The organism is Oceanibaculum nanhaiense, assembly GCF_002148795.1.
Taxonomy (GTDB): domain Bacteria; phylum Pseudomonadota; class Alphaproteobacteria; order Oceanibaculales; family Oceanibaculaceae; genus Oceanibaculum; species Oceanibaculum nanhaiense.
Window position 1 is genome coordinate 281,674 of the sequence record NZ_MPOB01000001.1, and the last position, 16,626, is coordinate 298,299.

At 65.7% G+C, this 16,626-nt stretch carries 13 protein-coding genes; 2 read left to right on the forward strand and 11 right to left on the reverse strand.

Going from position 1 to position 16,626, the window contains the following annotated elements; translation table 11 throughout:
• Positions 1–56: 56 nt before the first annotated feature.
• The 6 genes from BKM74_RS01335 to ugpB form a co-directional block, all read right to left on the reverse strand.
• Entirely contained in the window at positions 57–959 is a 903-nt protein-coding gene (locus BKM74_RS01335) for a DMT family transporter (RefSeq protein WP_086463893.1), read from the reverse strand.
• Positions 956–1,885, reverse strand: a complete 930-nt coding sequence (locus BKM74_RS01340) for a bifunctional helix-turn-helix transcriptional regulator/GNAT family N-acetyltransferase (RefSeq protein WP_086463894.1) — start codon at positions 1,883–1,885, stop codon at positions 956–958. Before BKM74_RS01340 ends, BKM74_RS01335 begins: the two co-directional genes overlap by 4 nt.
• A gap of 80 nt (positions 1,886–1,965) precedes the next feature.
• Positions 1,966–3,048: a sn-glycerol-3-phosphate import ATP-binding protein UgpC gene (locus tag BKM74_RS01345; RefSeq protein WP_086463895.1), complete on the reverse strand. Its 1,083-nt coding sequence runs from the start codon at positions 3,046–3,048 to the stop codon at positions 1,966–1,968.
• 21 nt (positions 3,049–3,069) lie between these two features.
• A complete protein-coding gene (ugpE, locus tag BKM74_RS01350) occupies positions 3,070–3,909 on the reverse strand; it encodes a sn-glycerol-3-phosphate ABC transporter permease UgpE (RefSeq protein ID WP_086463896.1) in 840 nt (279 codons plus the stop codon).
• A 9-nt stretch (positions 3,910–3,918) separates the two neighbouring features.
• Positions 3,919–4,800 (reverse strand): sn-glycerol-3-phosphate ABC transporter permease UgpA, encoded by an 882-nt coding sequence (gene ugpA / locus BKM74_RS01355; protein WP_086463897.1) that lies wholly within the window; start codon positions 4,798–4,800, stop codon positions 3,919–3,921.
• A 110-nt stretch (positions 4,801–4,910) separates the two neighbouring features.
• Positions 4,911–6,230: a sn-glycerol-3-phosphate ABC transporter substrate-binding protein UgpB gene (ugpB, locus tag BKM74_RS01360; protein WP_086463898.1), complete on the reverse strand. Its 1,320-nt coding sequence runs from the start codon at positions 6,228–6,230 to the stop codon at positions 4,911–4,913.
• Between the two features lie 230 nt (positions 6,231–6,460).
• Between ugpB and ada the strand changes: the two genes are divergently transcribed.
• Positions 6,461–7,549 (forward strand): bifunctional DNA-binding transcriptional regulator/O6-methylguanine-DNA methyltransferase Ada, encoded by a 1,089-nt coding sequence (gene ada / locus BKM74_RS01365; RefSeq protein WP_086463899.1) that lies wholly within the window; start codon positions 6,461–6,463, stop codon positions 7,547–7,549.
• A 367-nt stretch (positions 7,550–7,916) separates the two neighbouring features.
• Complete coding sequence (locus tag BKM74_RS01370; RefSeq protein ID WP_086464231.1) at positions 7,917–9,749, forward strand: transglycosylase domain-containing protein; 1,833 nt, start codon at positions 7,917–7,919, stop codon at positions 9,747–9,749.
• Positions 9,750–9,758: 9 nt separating this feature from the next.
• On the opposite strand, the gene BKM74_RS01375 is transcribed toward BKM74_RS01370, so the two are convergent.
• The 5 genes from BKM74_RS01375 to recF form a co-directional block, all read right to left on the reverse strand.
• Complete coding sequence (locus BKM74_RS01375) at positions 9,759–10,955, reverse strand: multidrug effflux MFS transporter (RefSeq protein ID WP_086463900.1); 1,197 nt, start codon at positions 10,953–10,955, stop codon at positions 9,759–9,761.
• Positions 10,948–11,688: a M48 family metallopeptidase gene (locus BKM74_RS01380; RefSeq protein WP_086463901.1), complete on the reverse strand. Its 741-nt coding sequence runs from the start codon at positions 11,686–11,688 to the stop codon at positions 10,948–10,950. Before BKM74_RS01380 ends, BKM74_RS01375 begins: the two co-directional genes overlap by 8 nt.
• Positions 11,685–12,893 carry a multidrug effflux MFS transporter gene (locus BKM74_RS01385; RefSeq protein ID WP_086463902.1) on the reverse strand — a complete coding sequence of 403 codons (1,209 nt, stop codon included), beginning with the start codon at positions 12,891–12,893 and terminating at the stop codon, positions 11,685–11,687. The genes BKM74_RS01380 and BKM74_RS01385 overlap by 4 nt, the downstream gene beginning before the upstream one ends.
• Before the next feature lie 72 nt (positions 12,894–12,965).
• Positions 12,966–15,431 carry a DNA topoisomerase (ATP-hydrolyzing) subunit B gene (gene gyrB / locus BKM74_RS01390; RefSeq protein WP_086463903.1) on the reverse strand — a complete coding sequence of 822 codons (2,466 nt, stop codon included), beginning with the start codon at positions 15,429–15,431 and terminating at the stop codon, positions 12,966–12,968.
• Between the two features lie 13 nt (positions 15,432–15,444).
• On the reverse strand, positions 15,445–16,626 hold the full coding sequence (gene recF / locus BKM74_RS01395; protein ID WP_086463904.1) for a DNA replication/repair protein RecF: 1,182 nt from the start codon (positions 16,624–16,626) through the stop codon (positions 15,445–15,447).

A 16,626-nucleotide genomic window follows, 5' to 3' on the forward strand; every position in this document is an offset into this window, starting at 1 on the left:
CTCCTGTGTCCAAAAGTTGATATCAACTTATATGGAGACTGTCAAAGCCGCAATGTTCAGGCTGCCTGGCGATGTGCCAGCACGATGCCGGCGATGATGGCGGCGCTTCCCGCGAGCAGCGATGGGGTCAGCGGCTCGTTCAGCAGCGTGACGCCCAACAGCGCCGCTGTCGGTGGGCTGAGTGCCAGGAACACGGCGACCCGGCTGGCCGGGGCATGGCGCAGTGCCCAGAGCCAGAGGAAGAAGAACACGCCGCTGCTGAGGCCGATGAACAGCACGGCGAGCGCGGCTGTCCTGTCGATGCTGGCCAGGGGCGTGGATTCCTGTTCCCACCAGGCCGGCAGCAGCAGTGACAGGATGGCGGCCGCCATTGCCAGCGCTCCGACCCGGACCACCGGATAGCGCGCGAGATAGGGCCGGTAGAGCACGGAACAGAGGGCGCCGGTTACGGCGCTGCCCAGCACGGCCAGCGCGCCGAGCCAGTCCTTCCCGCCTTCGGTGGGCGCGGCCAGCGCCTCGCCCAGCGCCAGCCCGACGCCAATCAGCGTCAGCAGCACCCCCAGGCCCTTGGCGCCGCCCAGCCGTTCCTGCCTGATCATCGCGGCGAGCAGCAATGTCAACAGCGGCATGCTGGCGAACACCAGGGCGGCGCGGGCGGCAGTGGTGTATTGCAGGCCGATGTTCAGCAGCGCCACCAGCAGCGCGAACTGGCCGATGCCAAGGAGGGCGATGGCCAGCAGGTCACGCGGTGCGAAGCGCGCCTTCGGTGCCAGCAGGGCGGGGATCAGCAGGACGGCCAGACCCAGCGCATAACGCAGCAGGGTCAGCGTTGCCGGTCCGGTCTGTTCCACCACATAGCGGCTGGCGACCAGGGTGGCGCCCACCTGGATGCCGGTGCCGGCGGCGGCCAGCCCGGCCAGCAGGGCAAGCCGCCGGTCGGTTGCCGGCGCGGCCGTCACAGATCGCGTTCCCAGGTCTCGCCGACCAGATCCTTGCCGAAACTGTGATGCGCCTCCGTAGCGACCAGCCGGAATCCGGCCTTCTCGTAGATGTGCCGGGCGGCGTGCAGCACATCATTGGTCCAGAGCATCATCCGACGATAACCGGCCTGGCGGGCGAAGCGCAGGCATTCCTCCACCAGGCGGCCCCCGATGCCGTGCCCGCGCGCCTTCGGATCGACAATCACCAGCCGCAGCTTCGCGGTTTCCGCATCCTGGCGCACCACAAAGGCCGACCCCACGCGCTCTCCCGCCATCTCGGCGATCCAGCAGCAATCGCCGGTGGGGTCGAACTCATGCAGAAATTTAGCCGCCACCTCGGCGACGAGCGCCTCGAAGCTGATATCCCAGCCATATTCCTCGGCATAGAGCTCGGCATGGCGCTGGATCACCCAGCCGATATCGCCGGGGCGGTGCGGCCGCAGCAGATAGGAGGATGGTGGCACGGCCTCGCCCGACAGCAGGGTCTCCGCTGTTTTCAGGGCGGAAACTAGCCGTTGGCACGCGTCTTCCGGCAGCGTGTCGAGCAGTTCGCCGATTTCGTCATGGCTGCGCGCATTCAGCAGGGCGAAGGCGGCCTGCCCGCCCTCCGTAAGGGACAGCAGCGCGCGGCGGGCATCCTCCGGCGAGGGTCTGCGCGAGAGGACGCCCTTATCCTCCAGACCCTTCAGTACGCGGCTCAGATAACCGGCATCAAGGCCAAGATCGGCGCCGAGATCGCTGGCGGTCAGCGCCGCGCGCCGCGCCAGTTCGTAGATGATGCGGCCCTCGGTCAGGGAATAGGGGCTGCCGAGCAGGCCCTCATGCAGCACGCCGATGCGGCGGGTATAGAAGCGGCTGAAGCGGCGGATCGCCGCGATGCGCTGTTCACGAACGGACTCGGCCATGCCCTACCCTCCCTTGCAGGAGAATCGAGCATGGCCAAATTAATTGCCTATAGCAAATAATTTCCTGCTGGCGGCAGGGATCAGTTCAGGCGCTTCTCGGTCTCGCGGTCGAACAGATGCACCTCGCCATCGGCCGGCCGCAGATAGATCGTGTCGCCGGGGCGGGCCTGGGCCACGCCGGGCAGGCGCGCGGTCAGATGCGCCTCGGTGCCCTGGATGGTGCCATAGACCAGCGTGTCGGCGCCCAGCATTTCCACCAGATCGACGGCGACTTCCAGCGTGTCGGCGGTCTTGTCCTGGTGCTGCTGCAGATGTTCGGGGCGGATGCCCAGCATAACCGGATGGCCGTCTGCGGCGCCGAGAACCGCTTCGGTAACCGGCAGGGCGACGCCGCCGCCGAGATCGATGGTGCGGCCCGAATCGGCAAGCCTGGCGGGCATGAAGTTCATCGAGGGCGAGCCGATGAAACCGGCGACGAACATGGTCGCCGGCTTCTCATAGACATCCAGCGGCGTGCCGATCTGCTCCGCCACACCGAGATTCATGACAACCAGCCTGTCGGCCATGGTCATCGCCTCGACCTGGTCGTGCGTCACATAGATCGAGGTGGTTTTCAGCCGGCGTTGCAGCCGTTTGATCTCCACACGCATCTGCACGCGCAGCTTGGCGTCGAGGTTGGACAACGGTTCGTCGAACAGGAATACGGCCGGCTCGCGCACGATGGCGCGGCCCATGGCGACGCGCTGGCGCTGGCCGCCGGACAGCTGGCGCGGAAAGCGCTCCAGCAGCTGGCCGATCTGCAGCAGCGCCGCGGCATCCTGCACCCGCTTTTCGATCTCGGGCTTCGGCAGGCCCTTGATCTTCAGCCCATAGGCCATGTTGGCATAGACCGTCATGTGCGGGTACAGCGCATAGTTCTGGAACACCATCGCGATGTCGCGGTCTTTGGGCTCCAGCTGGTTCACCACGCGGTCGGCGATCGAGATGTCGCCGCCGGTGATGTCTTCCAGCCCCGCCACCATGCGCAGCAGCGTGGACTTGCCGCAGCCCGACGGGCCGACCAGCACGATGAATTCCCCATCCTGGATATCCAGGTCGATGCCATGCAGCACCTGGGTGTCGCCGTATTTTTTGAAGACGTTCTTCAGATGGACGTCAGCCATCGGTATTGACCCTTCCAAGCCTTACTTTTCGGTTTCGACCAGGCCCTTGATGAACAGGCGCTGCATGAAGATGACGATGGCAACCGGCGGCAGCATGGCCAGCATGGCGGTCGCCATGACCGCCGGCCAGTCGGTGAAATCATCCACGCCGATCATCTGGCTGATGCCCATGACAATGGTGTTCATGTCCTTGTCGGTGGTGATCAGCAGCGGCCACAGATACTGGTTCCAGCCATAGATGAAGAGGATGACGAACAGCGCCGCGATATTGGTGCGCGACAGCGGCAGCACCACGTCGCGGAAGAAGCGCATCGGCCCGGCGCCATCGATGCGCGCGGCCTCCAGCAGCTCGTCCGGTATCGTCATGAAGAACTGCCGGAACAGGAAGGTCGCGGTCGCCGAGGCGATCAGCGGAATCGTCAGCCCGCCATAGGAGTTCAGCAGCCCGAGATCGGCCACCACCTCGAAGGTCGGCAGGATGCGCACCTCGACCGGCAGCATCAGCGTGATGAAGATCGTCCAGAAGCACAGCATCCGGAACGGAAAGCGGAAATAGACGATGGCGAAGGCCGAGGTCAGCGAGATGGCGATCTTGCCGATGGCAATGACCAGCGCCATGATCAGGCTGTTCAGCATCATCAGCCCGACCGGAATCACCTTGCTCGACCCTTCGAACAGGGCGCGGCTGTAATTCTCGATCATGTGCGGGCCGGGCACCAGCGGCAGCGGCGGGCGCATGATTTCGCCCTGCGTCACGGTGGAGGCGACGAAGGTGATGTAGAGCGGAAAGGCGACGATCGCGATCCCGCTGAGCAGGATGATGTGGCTGAGGATCGTCAATCCGGGGCGGCGTTCGATCATGGCGCGCTCCTAGTAATGCACGCGGCGTTCGATATAGCGGAACTGCACGACGGTCAGCGAGATGACGATGGCCATCAGGATGACCGACTGCGCCGCCGAACCGCCGAGGTCGAGGCTGACGAAACCGTCGGAGAACACCTTGTAGACCAGCGTCTCGGTCGCCTTGCCGGGACCGCCCTGCGTGGTCGCGTGGATGATGCCGAACGTGTCGAAGAAGGCATAGACGATGTTGACGACCAGCAGGAAGAAGGTGGTCGGCGACAACAGCGGGAAGATGATCGTCCAGAACCGCCGCGACGGGCCGGCGCCATCGATGGCGGCCGCCTCGATCAGCGATTTCGGGATCGATTGCAGCCCGGCCAGGAAGAACAGGAAATTGTAGCTGATCTGTTTCCAGGCCGCGGCGAAGACGATCAGCCCCATCGCCTGCTCGCCGTTCAGCACATGGTTCCAGTTATAGCCGCTCTGCTTCAGCCAGTAGGCGATGATGCCGATCGACGGGTTGAACATGAACATCCACAGCACGCCGACAATGGCCGGCGCCACGGCGTAGGGCCAGATCAGCAGCGTGCGGTAGGCATCTGTGCCCTTGATCACCCGGTCGGCCATCACGGCCAGCACCAGCGCCATGCCCAGCGACAGCAGCGTGACGGAGACGCTGAACACTGCCGTGGTTTTGAAGGAGCCGAAATAGAGCGGGTCGCGCAGCAGATTCTCGAAATTCTCGAACCAGACGAATTCGCTCGACAGGCCGAACGCGTCCTCGATCAGAAAGGATTGGTACAGCGCCTGGCTGGCCGGCCACAGAAAAAAGACGGCGGTGATGACCAGCTGCGGAAAGACCAGCATCAAGGGCAGCAGGGTCTGGCGAAAGACGACGCGTTTTTCCATCTGGGCGGTCTGATCTGGAGTGCGGGGCGATCCGGAGGCGGTTTATTAACGACCAGGACGGCGCATCGCAAGGATGCGCCGTCCCAGGCCGATATTGAGCGTGAGCGGTGTTACTTGTTGGCCCGCTCGAAGCGACGCAGCAGCTCGTTGCCGCGTGCGACCGCGCTGTCCAGCGCTGCCTGGGCGGTCTTCTGACCGGCCCACACGCCTTCCAGCTCTTCGTCGATGATGGTGCGGATCTGGTCGAAGCTGCCCAGACGCAGGCCCTTGGAATTGTCGGTCGGCGCCTTGCCGGTCATCTGCTTGATGGCGATGTCGGTGCCCGGGTTCTTCTCGTAGAAACCCTGCTTCTTGGTCAGCTCATAGGCCGCCGGGGTGATCGGCAGGTAGCCGGTGTTCTGGTGCCAGTGCGCCTGCATTTCCGGCGAGGCCAGGAAGTCCAGGAAGGTGGCGACGCCCTTGTACTCTTCCTTGGAATGGCCGGCCATCACCCACACCGACGCGCCGCCGATGATGGTGTTGTAGGGCGCACCCTCGACCTCGGCGTGATAGGGCAGGTTGCTGATCGCGAACTCGAACTTCGCTTCCTTCTTCACACCGGCATAACCGGCCGAGCTTTCGAACATCATGCCGCATTCGCCGCTGCGGAAACGGGCACCGGCCTCGTTGCGGCGGCCGGCATAGATGAACTTGCCTTCCTTCGCCCACTTGCCGAGCATGTCGATGTGCTTCACCTGCAGCGGACCGTTGATGGTCAGCTCGGTGTCCATGCCCATCATGCCGTTTGCCTTGGTGGCCAGCGGCACATTGTGATAGGCGCTGAGGTTCTCCAGCTGGGTCCAGGACTGCCAGGAGACGGTCATCGGGCACTCGACGCCGGCGGCCTTCAGCTTGTCAACGGCGGCGCCGACCTCGGTCCAGGTCTTCGGCAGCGACATGGTGTCGATGCCGGCCTTCTTGAACAGGTCCTTGTTCACATACATGACCGGGGTGGAGCTGTTGTACGGGAAAGACAGCATCTTCCCGTCCAGCGTGCTGTAATAGCCGGTCACGGCGGAGAGATAGTTCTTCGGGTCGAACGGGAAGCCGTTCTCGTTCATCACCTCGTACACCGGCTTCACGGCGCCCTTGGCGGCCATCATGCTGGCGGTGCCGACCTCATAGACCTGCAGCAGGTGCGGCTGCTGCTTGGCGCGGAACGCGGCGACGCCGGCGTTCAGGGTCTCGGAGTAATTGCCCTTGTTGGTCGCGACGACCTTGAAGTCCTTCTGCGAGGCGTTGAACTTCTCAACCTGGCCCTCGAGAATTTCGCCGAGGCGGCCGCCCATGGCGTGCCACCACTGAATCTCGGTCTGCGCGCTGGCGGCGCTGGCGCCGGTGAGCGCGGTGGCGATCACGCCAGCGGCGAGTGCAGTTTTGCGGATAATCATGAATAGTCCCCCCTTATATGGGCCCGTCAACGGTAAGCTGGAGCCCTCTTGTAGGCGCAATTCATTATGCTCTCACGACAGTTTTGTGAAGCTTTTATTACGAACACGCGAACTGTAAGGCCCGTCCGCGGCAGGGATTCCGCCGCAAGCTTCGGATAGTGAAATATCGCGCGAAGCGTCAGATTAGCGCCGATAACAGGCGATTAACAGGCGATGGCGAGGAGGCGATCATGCGGACCGAACGGCAGGTAATTGTGGAGCAGGCGGATGAAGCGGCACGCTGGCTGCAGGTTCTGGCGCGCGATGGCGCGGCTGACGGTCATTTCGTCTATGCGGTGCGCTCGACGGGAATCTATTGCCGGCCGAGCTGCTCCAGCCGCAAGCCCAAGCGCGAGAATGCCTGTTTCTATGACCTGCCGGAGGCGGCTGAACAGGCAGGGTTCCGGGCCTGCAAACGCTGTCGGCCGGAACAGGCGCCTTCCGCGGACCCGCGCATGGCCGCGATGCGGCGCGCCTGCCGGCAGATCGAACAGGCGGACCATGGCGCGGGGCAGGCGGCACCCGATCTGGAAACCCTGGCGGCGGCCGCCGGGCTCAGCCCGTTTCACTTTCAGCGGCTGTTCAAGCAACTGGTCGGGGTGACGCCGAAGCAATATACGGAAGCGCGGCGGCAGGCGCGGCTGCGCCATCATCTGCGCAAGGGTGAGGCCGTCGGCAGCGCGCTCTATGGCGCCGGCTATGGCTCCAGCAGCCGGCTTTACGAGAAGGCGGGGGATTATCTCGGCATGACGCCGGCGGTCTACCGCAAGGGCGGCGACGGGATGACGCTGGGCTATGCGCTGGCGGAAACGCCCTTGGGCCTGCTCTATGTGGCGGCGACGGAACGCGGCCTCTGCGCGGTCGGTCTTGCCGATGACGCGGCGGAGGCGCTGGCAGACCTCGCCGCCGAATTTCCGAAGGCGATGCGCGTGCCGGACCAGCAGGGTCTGGCGCCGGCGCTGGCGGCCATCCTGGCGCATCTGGGGGGCCGCAGCCCGCATCTCGACCTGCCGCTCGATATCCGGGCCACCGCTTTCCAGCATCAGGTGTGGGAGGCGCTGCGGGCCATTCCGCGTGGCGAGACGCGCAGCTACAGCGAGATCGCGGCGGGGCTGGGCCGGCCAGAGGCGGTGCGTGCCGTGGCGCGGGCCTGTGCCACCAATCCGGCAGCGCTGGTCATCCCCTGCCATCGCGCGGTGCGTCAGGACGGCACGCTCGCCGGCTATCGCTGGGGGATCGATCGCAAGCGTCGCTTGCTGGCGCAGGAACGCAAGGTTTGACATTGGTTCAATTTTTTCTAATAATACCTTGAAATTAATGTCTATCTTTATCGGCAGTTAAACCAAAGACTCAGGACCAGCGATTTTGAAGGCTTTCCAGGCTTTTGGGGCGCTGGATCAAAGCCGTTCCGAGTAATCGGACTTATTGATCCAGACGAACCGGAAGGTATTTGGCATGCTTCTCTAAAGCATGCTAATGGTGAACCGAGAGTGGAAAGTTCGGGGCTCCATGGCGAGAAAACGAACACCGGAACGGGGACGCGCCGAGACACGACACCAGCGCAGGAAAAGCGCCGGTGCTTCTGCCCGAATCGGAATATTCGGCTTTTTACTAAAATGGTCTTTGGTTTCGGTCGTCTGGTTGTCGGTGCTGGTTGCCGGGGCGGTCGGTTACTTCGCCTATCAGCTGCCGGACATTTCCGCCCTGAACGAGCAGGCGCGCCGGCCCAGCGTCCAGCTCCTCGCCGCCGATGGCGGCGCCTTCGCCAGTTTTGGCGAGGTTTATGGCGAAACCCTGCCGGTGAAGACGATGTCTCGGCACCTGCCGCGTGCTGTCATCGCCATTGAGGACCGCCGTTTCTACGATCATTTCGGTGTCGATCTGTTCGGCCTTGCCCGCGCCAGCATCGCCAATTTCCGCGAAGGGCGGGTGGTGCAGGGCGGCAGCACGATCACCCAGCAGCTGGCCAAGAACCTGTTCCTGACCTCGGAGCGCAGCTTCGATCGCAAGATAAAGGAACTGCTGCTCGCGCTTTGGCTGGAGCAGAAATTCAGCAAGGACGAGATTCTCGGTATCTATCTGAACCGGGTCTATTTCGGCGCCGGCACCTATGGTGTGGATGCCGCTTCCCGGCGTTATTTCGGGCGCAGCGCGCGCGACCTCGATCTCTATCAGGCGGCGATGCTGGCCGGCCTGCTGAAGGCGCCTTCGCGCTATAACCCGTCACGCGACAAGGCGCAGGCCGACGCCCGCGCCCGGCAGGTGCTGGCGAGCATGGTGGATGCCGGTCTTGCCGATTCGGCCGCCGCCGCCCGCGCGGCGAAGCAGGGCACCACTATCGCGGCGGGGGCGCGCGGCGGCGATGGCGCGCGCTATTTCGCCGATTGGGTGCTGGATCGCGCCATGGGCTATCTTGGCCATATCGACCGCGACATCACCATCGTCACCACGTTGGAACCGGCGCTGCAGCGCGCGGCGGAGGATACGCTGAAGCTTGCGCTTGTCCGTGACGGCAGCGCCGCCAGGGTCGGGCAGGCATCGCTGGTGGCGCTCGACCTCGATGGCGGGGTGCGCGCCATGGTCGGCGGCCGGGATTACGGGCAGAGCCAGTTCAACCGCGCGACTCAGGCCCAGCGCCAGCCCGGCTCGGCGTTCAAGCCGATTGTCTATCTGGCTGCCCTGCAGGCCGGCTGGGAACCGACGGACAGCATCGAGGATCAGCCGATCCGCATCGGCGACTGGAGCCCGGCCAATTTCGATGGACGGCACCACGGTGTGGTCACGCTGGCCGACGCCTTCGCCCAATCCTCGAACGTCGCGACCGTGCGGCTCGCCGAACGGGTTGGCCGGTCGCGGATCATCGAGGCCGCCCGCCGTCTCGGCCTGTCGGGCGAACTCGCCAATCATCCCAGCCTGCCGCTCGGTGTGAACGAGGTCAGCCTGCTGGAGCTTACCGGCGCCTATGGCCCCTTCGCCAATGGCGGACAGGGCGTCATTCCCTATGGCATCCGGGAAATCCGCGATGCCGACGGGCTGGTGCTGTTCCGCCATAATGGCTCGGCGATCGGCCCGGTGATGTCGCCCGGCGAGGCGGCAAGGATGACCGACATGATGGTCGGGGTGATTTCCCACGGCACCGGCCGCGCGGCGCAGCTCAGCCGGCCGGCGGCGGGCAAGACCGGCACCAGCCAGGATCACCGCGATGCCTGGTTCGTGGGGTATTCCAGCGATCTGGTGACCGGCATCTGGATGGGCAATGACGATGCTGCGCCGATGAACAAGGTAACGGGCGGCGGCCTGCCGGCGAAGGCCTGGCAGGCCTTCATGGAGCGCAGCCATCAGGGCCTGCCGCCCAGCCCGCTGTTCGCCCATGCGCTGATGCGCATCCAGCAGGCCTCGGTCGAGCCGTCGCGTCCGGCGCTGGCGACCGGCATTCTGCCGGGAAACAGGGTGGACGGCCTGTCCGGTGCGCGGGATTAGCGGTTCCCCCTAGCGCTTTCTGGGCAGCACCAGAAACCGGAAGCTGAGCAGCGCCAGGATCGTCATGCCGGCGATGCTCACTGTCATCGGCAGGGCGGTACCGTCATGCCAGTGGCCCACGCCGATGCCGACCAGCGCTGCCATGCCCATCTGCAGGAAGCCCATCAGCGCTGAGGCGGCGCCGGCCATCCGCGGATAGGGGCCGATGGCGCCGGCCATGGCGTTCGGCATGATCAGACCGACCCCGGCCATCACCAGCGCGAAGGGTCCGACGATACCGGCCACGCTCGGCAGACCGGCCAGCACCAGCCCCGCCATGGCTGTCCCCGCCAGCGCGGCCAGCGTGCCGCCCAGCAGGATCAGCCGGTCGCCGCCCAGGCGTAGCGTCAGCCGCCCGGCGGCCAGCGCGCCGCTCATGAAGCCCAGCACCACGGCGGCGAAGCAGAAGCCGAAATACTGCTCCGGCACGCCCAGCACCTCGATCAGCACGAAGGAGGAGCCGGAGATGAAGCTGAAAATGGTGGAATAGGAAAAGGCGACGGTCAGCGCGTAGCCGAGATAGAGGGGGTCGCGCAGCATCAGCCGGTAATTGCCGATCAGGATGGCGGGATCGAGCGCCTGGGGATTGCGCTGCGCGTTGGTCTCGGCCAGCAGGAGCAACAGCCCCAGCAACACCGTGCCGCCAAAGCCCGCCAGCACCCAGAAATTCGCCTGCCAGCCGAACCAGACATGCAGGAAACTGCCCAGGATAGGGGCCGCCGCCGGCACCAGCGCCATGGCGCTCGACATATAGGCCAGCACCTTGGCCGCTCGGTCCGGACCATAGACGTCACGCACCACGGCCCGCGCCAGCACCGGGCCGCAACAGGCGCCGACCGCCTGCAACCCGCGCGCGGCGATCAGCGTCTCGATGTTCCAGGCCAGCGCGCACAGGATGGAGGCCAGGAAATACAGCGCCATGCCGCCCAGCATCACCGGGCGCCGGCCGAAGCGGTCGGACAGCGGGCCATAGATCAGCTGCGCGACGGCGAAGCCGACCAGAAAGACGCTTAAGGTCAGCTGCACGCTGGCCACGTCGGTCGCGAAGACGCGCGTCATGGTCGGCAGCGAGGCCAGATACATGTCGGTGGAGATCGGCCCCAGCGCGACGCAGGCCGTCAGCAGCACCGCGACCGGCAGGCTGTCGGCCCTTGGCTTCTCAGCCATAGCGGTGCAGCCGCGGGCCGTTCGCCTTCAGCCAGCGCTGGGCGCGCTGCCGCTCGACGCCGAGCTGATCCACCAGGCGCCAGAACCGTATCGAATGGTTCATCTCGACGAGGTGGGCGGCTTCGTGCGCGACCACATAGTCGATGACGAAGTCCGGGGCCAGGATGAGCCGCCAGCAGAACGACAGATCGCCCTTCGAGGAGCAGCTGCCCCAGCGGCTGCGCGTGTCGCGCACCGTCACCCGCCCGACCTGCCGCCCCAGCTGCGCGGCATAGTGGCGGGACCGCGTTGCCAGGTCGCGCCGGGCCTCCGCCTTCAGCCAGTCGGTCAGCCGCCGTGGCAGATGTTCGGCCGGTCCGGCGATATGGAGTTCGGGTCCCTCCGCCAGCCCTTCCTGGGGCTGCTCAAGCCACACCACGCCGCGTCTTTGCGCCGGGTTGCCGGTTGGGCGATGCCGGATGCGGTGTTCGACGCCACGATAGGGAATGGTGGCATCCGCTGCGAAGGCCAGCCGCTCGGGGACTTTTTCCAGCCGGCTTTCCAGCCAGCCGGCATGCGCCTTCAGGAAGTTCTGCGCCTCTGCGTCGCGCACGCCGAGCGGAAGCACCAGCGTTACCGTTCCGGTCTGGTCGAGGCGCAGGATCAGCCGTTGCGCGCGGGCGCTGCGGCGGACGGTGACGGACACTGTGCGGTCCCGCCCCACCGACAGCTGCATCGCTCCGGCCGCACTCATTGCAGGCGCGCCGTGCCCTCGGGCCGCGCGCCGCGCACCAGGGCGAGGTAGCTGGCGAAGGTCAGCAGGGCCGACAGGGCAAAGACAAGAGGCATGGGCATATCATGCACCGCCTGCAGCAGGCCGACCAGCACCGACATCACCATTGCCATCGCCATCTGCAGGAAGCCCATCAACGCCGAGGCAACGCCGGCCATGGCGGGGAACGGGCTGATCGCACCGGCCATGGCGTTCGGGATCAGCATGCCCATGCCGGTCAGCATCACCATCATTGGCCCGATCAGGGTGTAGGCTGTCACGATGCCGGCCAGCGAGAAGCCGATCATCGCGATGCCCGACAGCAGCACGACAACCGCACCGGCAGCCACCATGCGCGGCGCCGTCACACGGCCCGAGGCCTTGTTGGCGATGGCGCTGCCGATGGCATAGCCCAGCACGTTGAAGATCGACAGCACGCCGAACAGGTCGGGGCGGATACCGAGCTGGTCGATCAGGATGAAGGGAGAGCCGGTCATATAGGCGAACAGGCAGCCGAAGCTGAAGGCCAGGGTCAGCGTATAGCCCATATAAAGGCGATTGCGCAGCAGCCGCCCGAAATTACTCGCCATGACCGGCAGGCTGAGGGCGCGCGGATCGGGCGTCCGGTTGGTTTCCTGCAGGCCGAACAGTGTGACGAGCAGCAGCAGCGCGCCCCATCCCGCCAGGAACAGGAAGTTCGCCTGCCAGCCGAAGGCGACCTGCAAAACGCCGCCCAGCACCGGCCCCGCCGCCGGCGTCAGCGCCAGGGCAAGGCCGACCATCGCCATCACCTTGGCGTAACGCTGGCCTTCGAACAGGTCACGGCCGATGGCGCGGCCCAGCACCTGGCCGGAGCAGGCGCCAATGGCCTGGAACAACCGCGCGACAATCAGCCATTCGATGCTGGGGGCCAGCGCGCAGGCCAGGCTCGCCAGCGCGAAAATCACCAGCCCGCCGATCACCACCGGCCGGCGGCCGAAGCGGTCGCACAGCGGGCCATAGATCAGCTGCGCCACCGCAAAGCCCGCCAGGAAGACGCTCATGGTCAGCTTCACCGTGCCGCTGTCGGTGGCGAAGGACGCCGCGAGCGACGGCATCGAGGGCAGATAGATGCCGGTGGACATCTGGCCCATCGCAACCAGAACGGTCAGATAGGCGATGGTCCAGGCGGAGTCCGGTCGGATCATGATTGGCGCACCAACTATTTATGTTGCCGGTATACGCCGCCATGGTGACGGCGTACAGCCGGTACATCAGGACTAAACGTCCAGGTTGGCGACTTTCAGCGCGTTGGTCTGGATGAATTCGCGGCGTGGTTCGACCACATCGCCCATCAGGGTGGAGAAGATCTCCGCCGCCTCGTCGGCGTGGCTGACCTTCACCTGGAGCAGCGAGCGGACATTGGGGTCCAGCGTGGTTTCCCACAACTGGTCGGGATTCATCTCGCCCAGCCCCTTGTAGCGCTGGATGGTGATGCCCTTGCGCCCGGCGTCCAGGATCTTCTCGACCAGTTCGACCGGCCCGTAAATCCGGGTACCGCCTTCCTTGGTGATCAGGTCGGCCGCGTTCTCATAGCCCTGAGCCAGGGCTTCGGCCAGCTGGTCCAGCCGCTTCGCTTCGCCGCTCGCCAGGGCCGCATGGTCGATGCGGAAGGTTTCGCGGACGCCGCGCAGGGTGCGTTCCAGCAGCAGCGCCCGGCCCGGCTCGATGCTTCCCTGCCAGCCGCGCTCGGTCTGCTTTTCCAGCGTATCGAGGCGGCGCGCGACCTCCGCAGCCAGAATCTGGCCGCGTTCCTCGTCCAGCAGCAGCTCCGGCTTCAGGGCGCCGGCGATGGCCGCCTGCTCGACGACGGAGAGGCTGCCGACACGGCGGGTCAACGGCTCGATCAGCCCCTTCATGCGGCGCGCGGTGTCGACGACTTCGCGCAGGTCCTGGCCGACGCGCACGCTGGTGTCGCTCATGGTAAGGCTGGCATTCTCCAGCCCCTCGCCGACGAGATAATCCTCGAGCTGCCGGTCATCCTTCAGATAGACGCCGGAATTGCCACGCTTGGCGCGGTAGAGCGGCGGTTGGGCGATATAGAGATAGCCCTGCTCGATCAACTGCGGCATCTGCCGGTAGAAGAAGGTCAGCAGCAGGGTGCGGATGTGGCTGCCGTCCACGTCCGCGTCGGTCATGATGATGATCTTGTGGTAGCGCGTCTTGGCGACGTTGAAATCGTCGGCGCCGATGCCGGTGCCCAGTGCCGCGATGATGGTGCCGATTTCGGCCGAGCCCAGCATCTTGTCGAAGCGCGCGCGCTCCACATTCAGAATCTTGCCGCGCAGCGGCAGGATCGCCTGGAACTTGCGGTCGCGGGCCTGCTTGGCGGAGCCGCCGGCCGAATCGCCCTCGACCAGGAACAGTTCGCTGCGGGCCGGATCGCGCTCCTGGCAGTCGGCCAGCTTGCCGGGCAGGCTGGCGATGTCGAGCGCGCCCTTGCGCCGGGTCAGGTCGCGCGCCTTGCGCGCCGCCTCGCGGGCGATCGCGGCTTCCACCACCTTGCCGATGATGCGCTTGGCCTCGTTCGGGTTCTCCTCGAACCATTGCTGCAGCCGCTCGCCGATCACGTTCTCGACCGCCGGGCGGACCTCGGAGGAGACCAGCTTGTCCTTGGTCTGGCTGGAGAATTTCGGATCCGGCACCTTCACCGACAAGACGCAGGTCAGCCCCTCGCGCGCATCCTCGCCGCTGAGCGCCACCTTCTCCTTCTTGGCGATGCCGCTTTCCACGGCATAGGCGTTGATGGTCCGGGTCAGGGCCGCGCGCAGGCCCGCCAGATGTGTGCCGCCATCGCGCTGCGGGATGTTGTTGGTGAAGCACAGCGTGGTCTCGTGATAGGAGTCGGTCCACTCCATCGACATCTCGACCGTGATGCCCTCCCGTTCCCCGATCACATGGATCGGGCCGGCATGCAGCGCCGTCTTGGAGCGGTCGAGATATTTCACCATCTCGCGCAACCCGCCTTCGTAATGCAGGATAACCTTGGTCGGCGCCTCGACGGAGCGGGTGTCGATCAGTTCCAGATGCACGCCGGAATTCAGGAAGGCCAGCTCGCGCAACCGGTGTTCCAGCGTGGCGAAGTCGAATTCGCGCGTGGTGAAGGTGTCCAGCGAGGGCAGGAAATTCACCTGGGTGCCGCGCCTGCCGTTGGCCGGCCCGACCTCAGCCAGCGGCGCTTCCGCCACGCCGTGGATGAAGCGGATGAAATATTCCTTGTCATCGCGCCAGATCGTCAGTTCCAGCCGTTCCGACAGCGCATTCACCACGGAAATACCGACACCGTGCAGGCCGCCTGAGACCTTGTAGGAATTCTGGTCGAACTTACCGCCGGCATGCAGCTGGGTCATGATGACCTCGGCCGCGGAAATTCCCTCTTCCTTATGGATCTGGACGGGAATCCCGCGGCCATTGTCGCGCACCGTCACCGAGCCATCGGCGTTCATTTCCACATGGATCAGGTCGCAATAGCCGGCCAGCGATTCGTCGATGGCGTTGTCCACCACCTCATAGACCATATGATGCAGGCCGGTGCCGTCCTCGGTATCGCCGATATACATGCCCGGCCGCTTGCGCACCGCATCCAGACCGCGCAGCACCTTGATCGAATCGGCGCCATAATCCGAATCGTCGTGGCGATCAGGGTGCCCATCGGGCAGGTTCTGCGAAACTGGTTCGGTGCTCATCATTTCTATCCCGTCAAACGGAAGAATCCAGGACCACGGTGGCATCGGCCACGATGGCGTATTGCGCCCGCCCGGCAAACGGCTCGAACAGGGCCCGGTCGGTCCCGGTCAGCCAGGCCTGCGAGCCCAGGGCGCAAATTTCGTCGTACAGCGCCACGCGGCGCGTCTCATCCAGATGGGCCGCCACCTCGTCCAGCAGCAGGATCGGCGCGACGCCGGTCTCCGCCGTCTGGGCCCGGGCATGGGCCAGGGTGATGGCGATCAGCAGGGCTTTCTGTTCGCCGGTCGAACACAGGGCGGCCGGCATGTCCTTCTCGATATGGCGGGCGACGATGTCGCTGCGATGCGGCCCTTCGGCGGCGCCGCCGGTTTCCGCGTCCAGCCGCCGGCTGTCGGCCAGTGCCGCGCGCAGCTTATCCTCGGCATCGAGCGCCGGCATCTCGTCCAGCCAGTGATCGACCGTGCCCTCCAGCGCCAGCGCGGCGCGCGGGAACGGTCCCGTGCTCATTTCGCAGGCCTGGTTCAGCCGCGCTACCAGCGCCTGCCGGGCGGCGGCGATGGCAATTCCGCCCGCCGCCATCTGTTCCTCCAGCGCCGCCAGCCAGCGGGCGTCGGCCCGGCCCTGCTTCAGCAGCCGCGCGCGTTCGCGCAGCGCCTGTTCATAGGCCGAGACGCGGCCGGCATGGGCGGGGTCCGCGCCATAGGCCAGCCGGTCGAAGAAACGCCGCCGGCCCGAGGCGCCATCGAGGAACAGCCGGTCCATCTGCGGCGTCAGCCAGGCCATCGAGATATGATCGGCCAGCACGCTCTGGCTTTTTGCGGTCTCGCCATCGATGCGCACCACGCGGCGCTCCACCCCGTTGGCTGCCGCCATGTCGCGGCCAGTGCCGATGTCGATCGGCCCCAGCGAGGTCCCCAGCCGCGCGGCGACGGCCCAGCCGCCGGCATCGCCGGCCAGCCGGTCCACCTCCGACAGCTTCGCGCGGCGCAACCCACGGCCCGGCGCCAGGAAGGAGACCGCCTCCAGAAGATTGGTCTTGCCCGCCCCGTTGGCACCGGTCAGCACCACCGGCCGGCCGTCGATCTCCAGCCGCGCCGAGGCGTAGCAGCGGAAATCGGTGACAATGAGCCTCTCCACCGCGAGCCGTGCGAGGGCACGGGCGGGTTGCTGCTGAAAGGCAAGGGCGGCGTTCAC

Excerpts from the sequence above, each read along its gene's own strand:
- BKM74_RS01340 (WP_086463894.1), bottom strand. The coding sequence starts at position 1,885 with ATGGCCGAGTCCGTTCGTGAACAGCGCATCGCGGCGATCCGCCGCTTC.
- BKM74_RS01345 (WP_086463895.1), bottom strand. The coding sequence starts at position 3,048 with ATGGCTGACGTCCATCTGAAGAACGTCTTCAAAAAATACGGCGACACC.
- ugpE (WP_086463896.1), bottom strand. The coding sequence starts at position 3,909 with ATGATCGAACGCCGCCCCGGATTGACGATCCTCAGCCACATCATCCTG.
- ugpA (WP_086463897.1), bottom strand. The coding sequence starts at position 4,800 with ATGGAAAAACGCGTCGTCTTTCGCCAGACCCTGCTGCCCTTGATGCTG.
- ugpB (WP_086463898.1), bottom strand. The coding sequence starts at position 6,230 with ATGATTATCCGCAAAACTGCACTCGCCGCTGGCGTGATCGCCACCGCG.
- ada (WP_086463899.1), top strand. The coding sequence starts at position 6,461 with ATGCGGACCGAACGGCAGGTAATTGTGGAGCAGGCGGATGAAGCGGCA.
- BKM74_RS01375 (WP_086463900.1), bottom strand. The coding sequence starts at position 10,955 with ATGGCTGAGAAGCCAAGGGCCGACAGCCTGCCGGTCGCGGTGCTGCTG.
- BKM74_RS01380 (WP_086463901.1), bottom strand. The coding sequence starts at position 11,688 with ATGAGTGCGGCCGGAGCGATGCAGCTGTCGGTGGGGCGGGACCGCACA.
- BKM74_RS01385 (WP_086463902.1), bottom strand. The coding sequence starts at position 12,893 with ATGATCCGACCGGACTCCGCCTGGACCATCGCCTATCTGACCGTTCTG.
- gyrB (WP_086463903.1), bottom strand. The coding sequence starts at position 15,431 with ATGAGCACCGAACCAGTTTCGCAGAACCTGCCCGATGGGCACCCTGAT.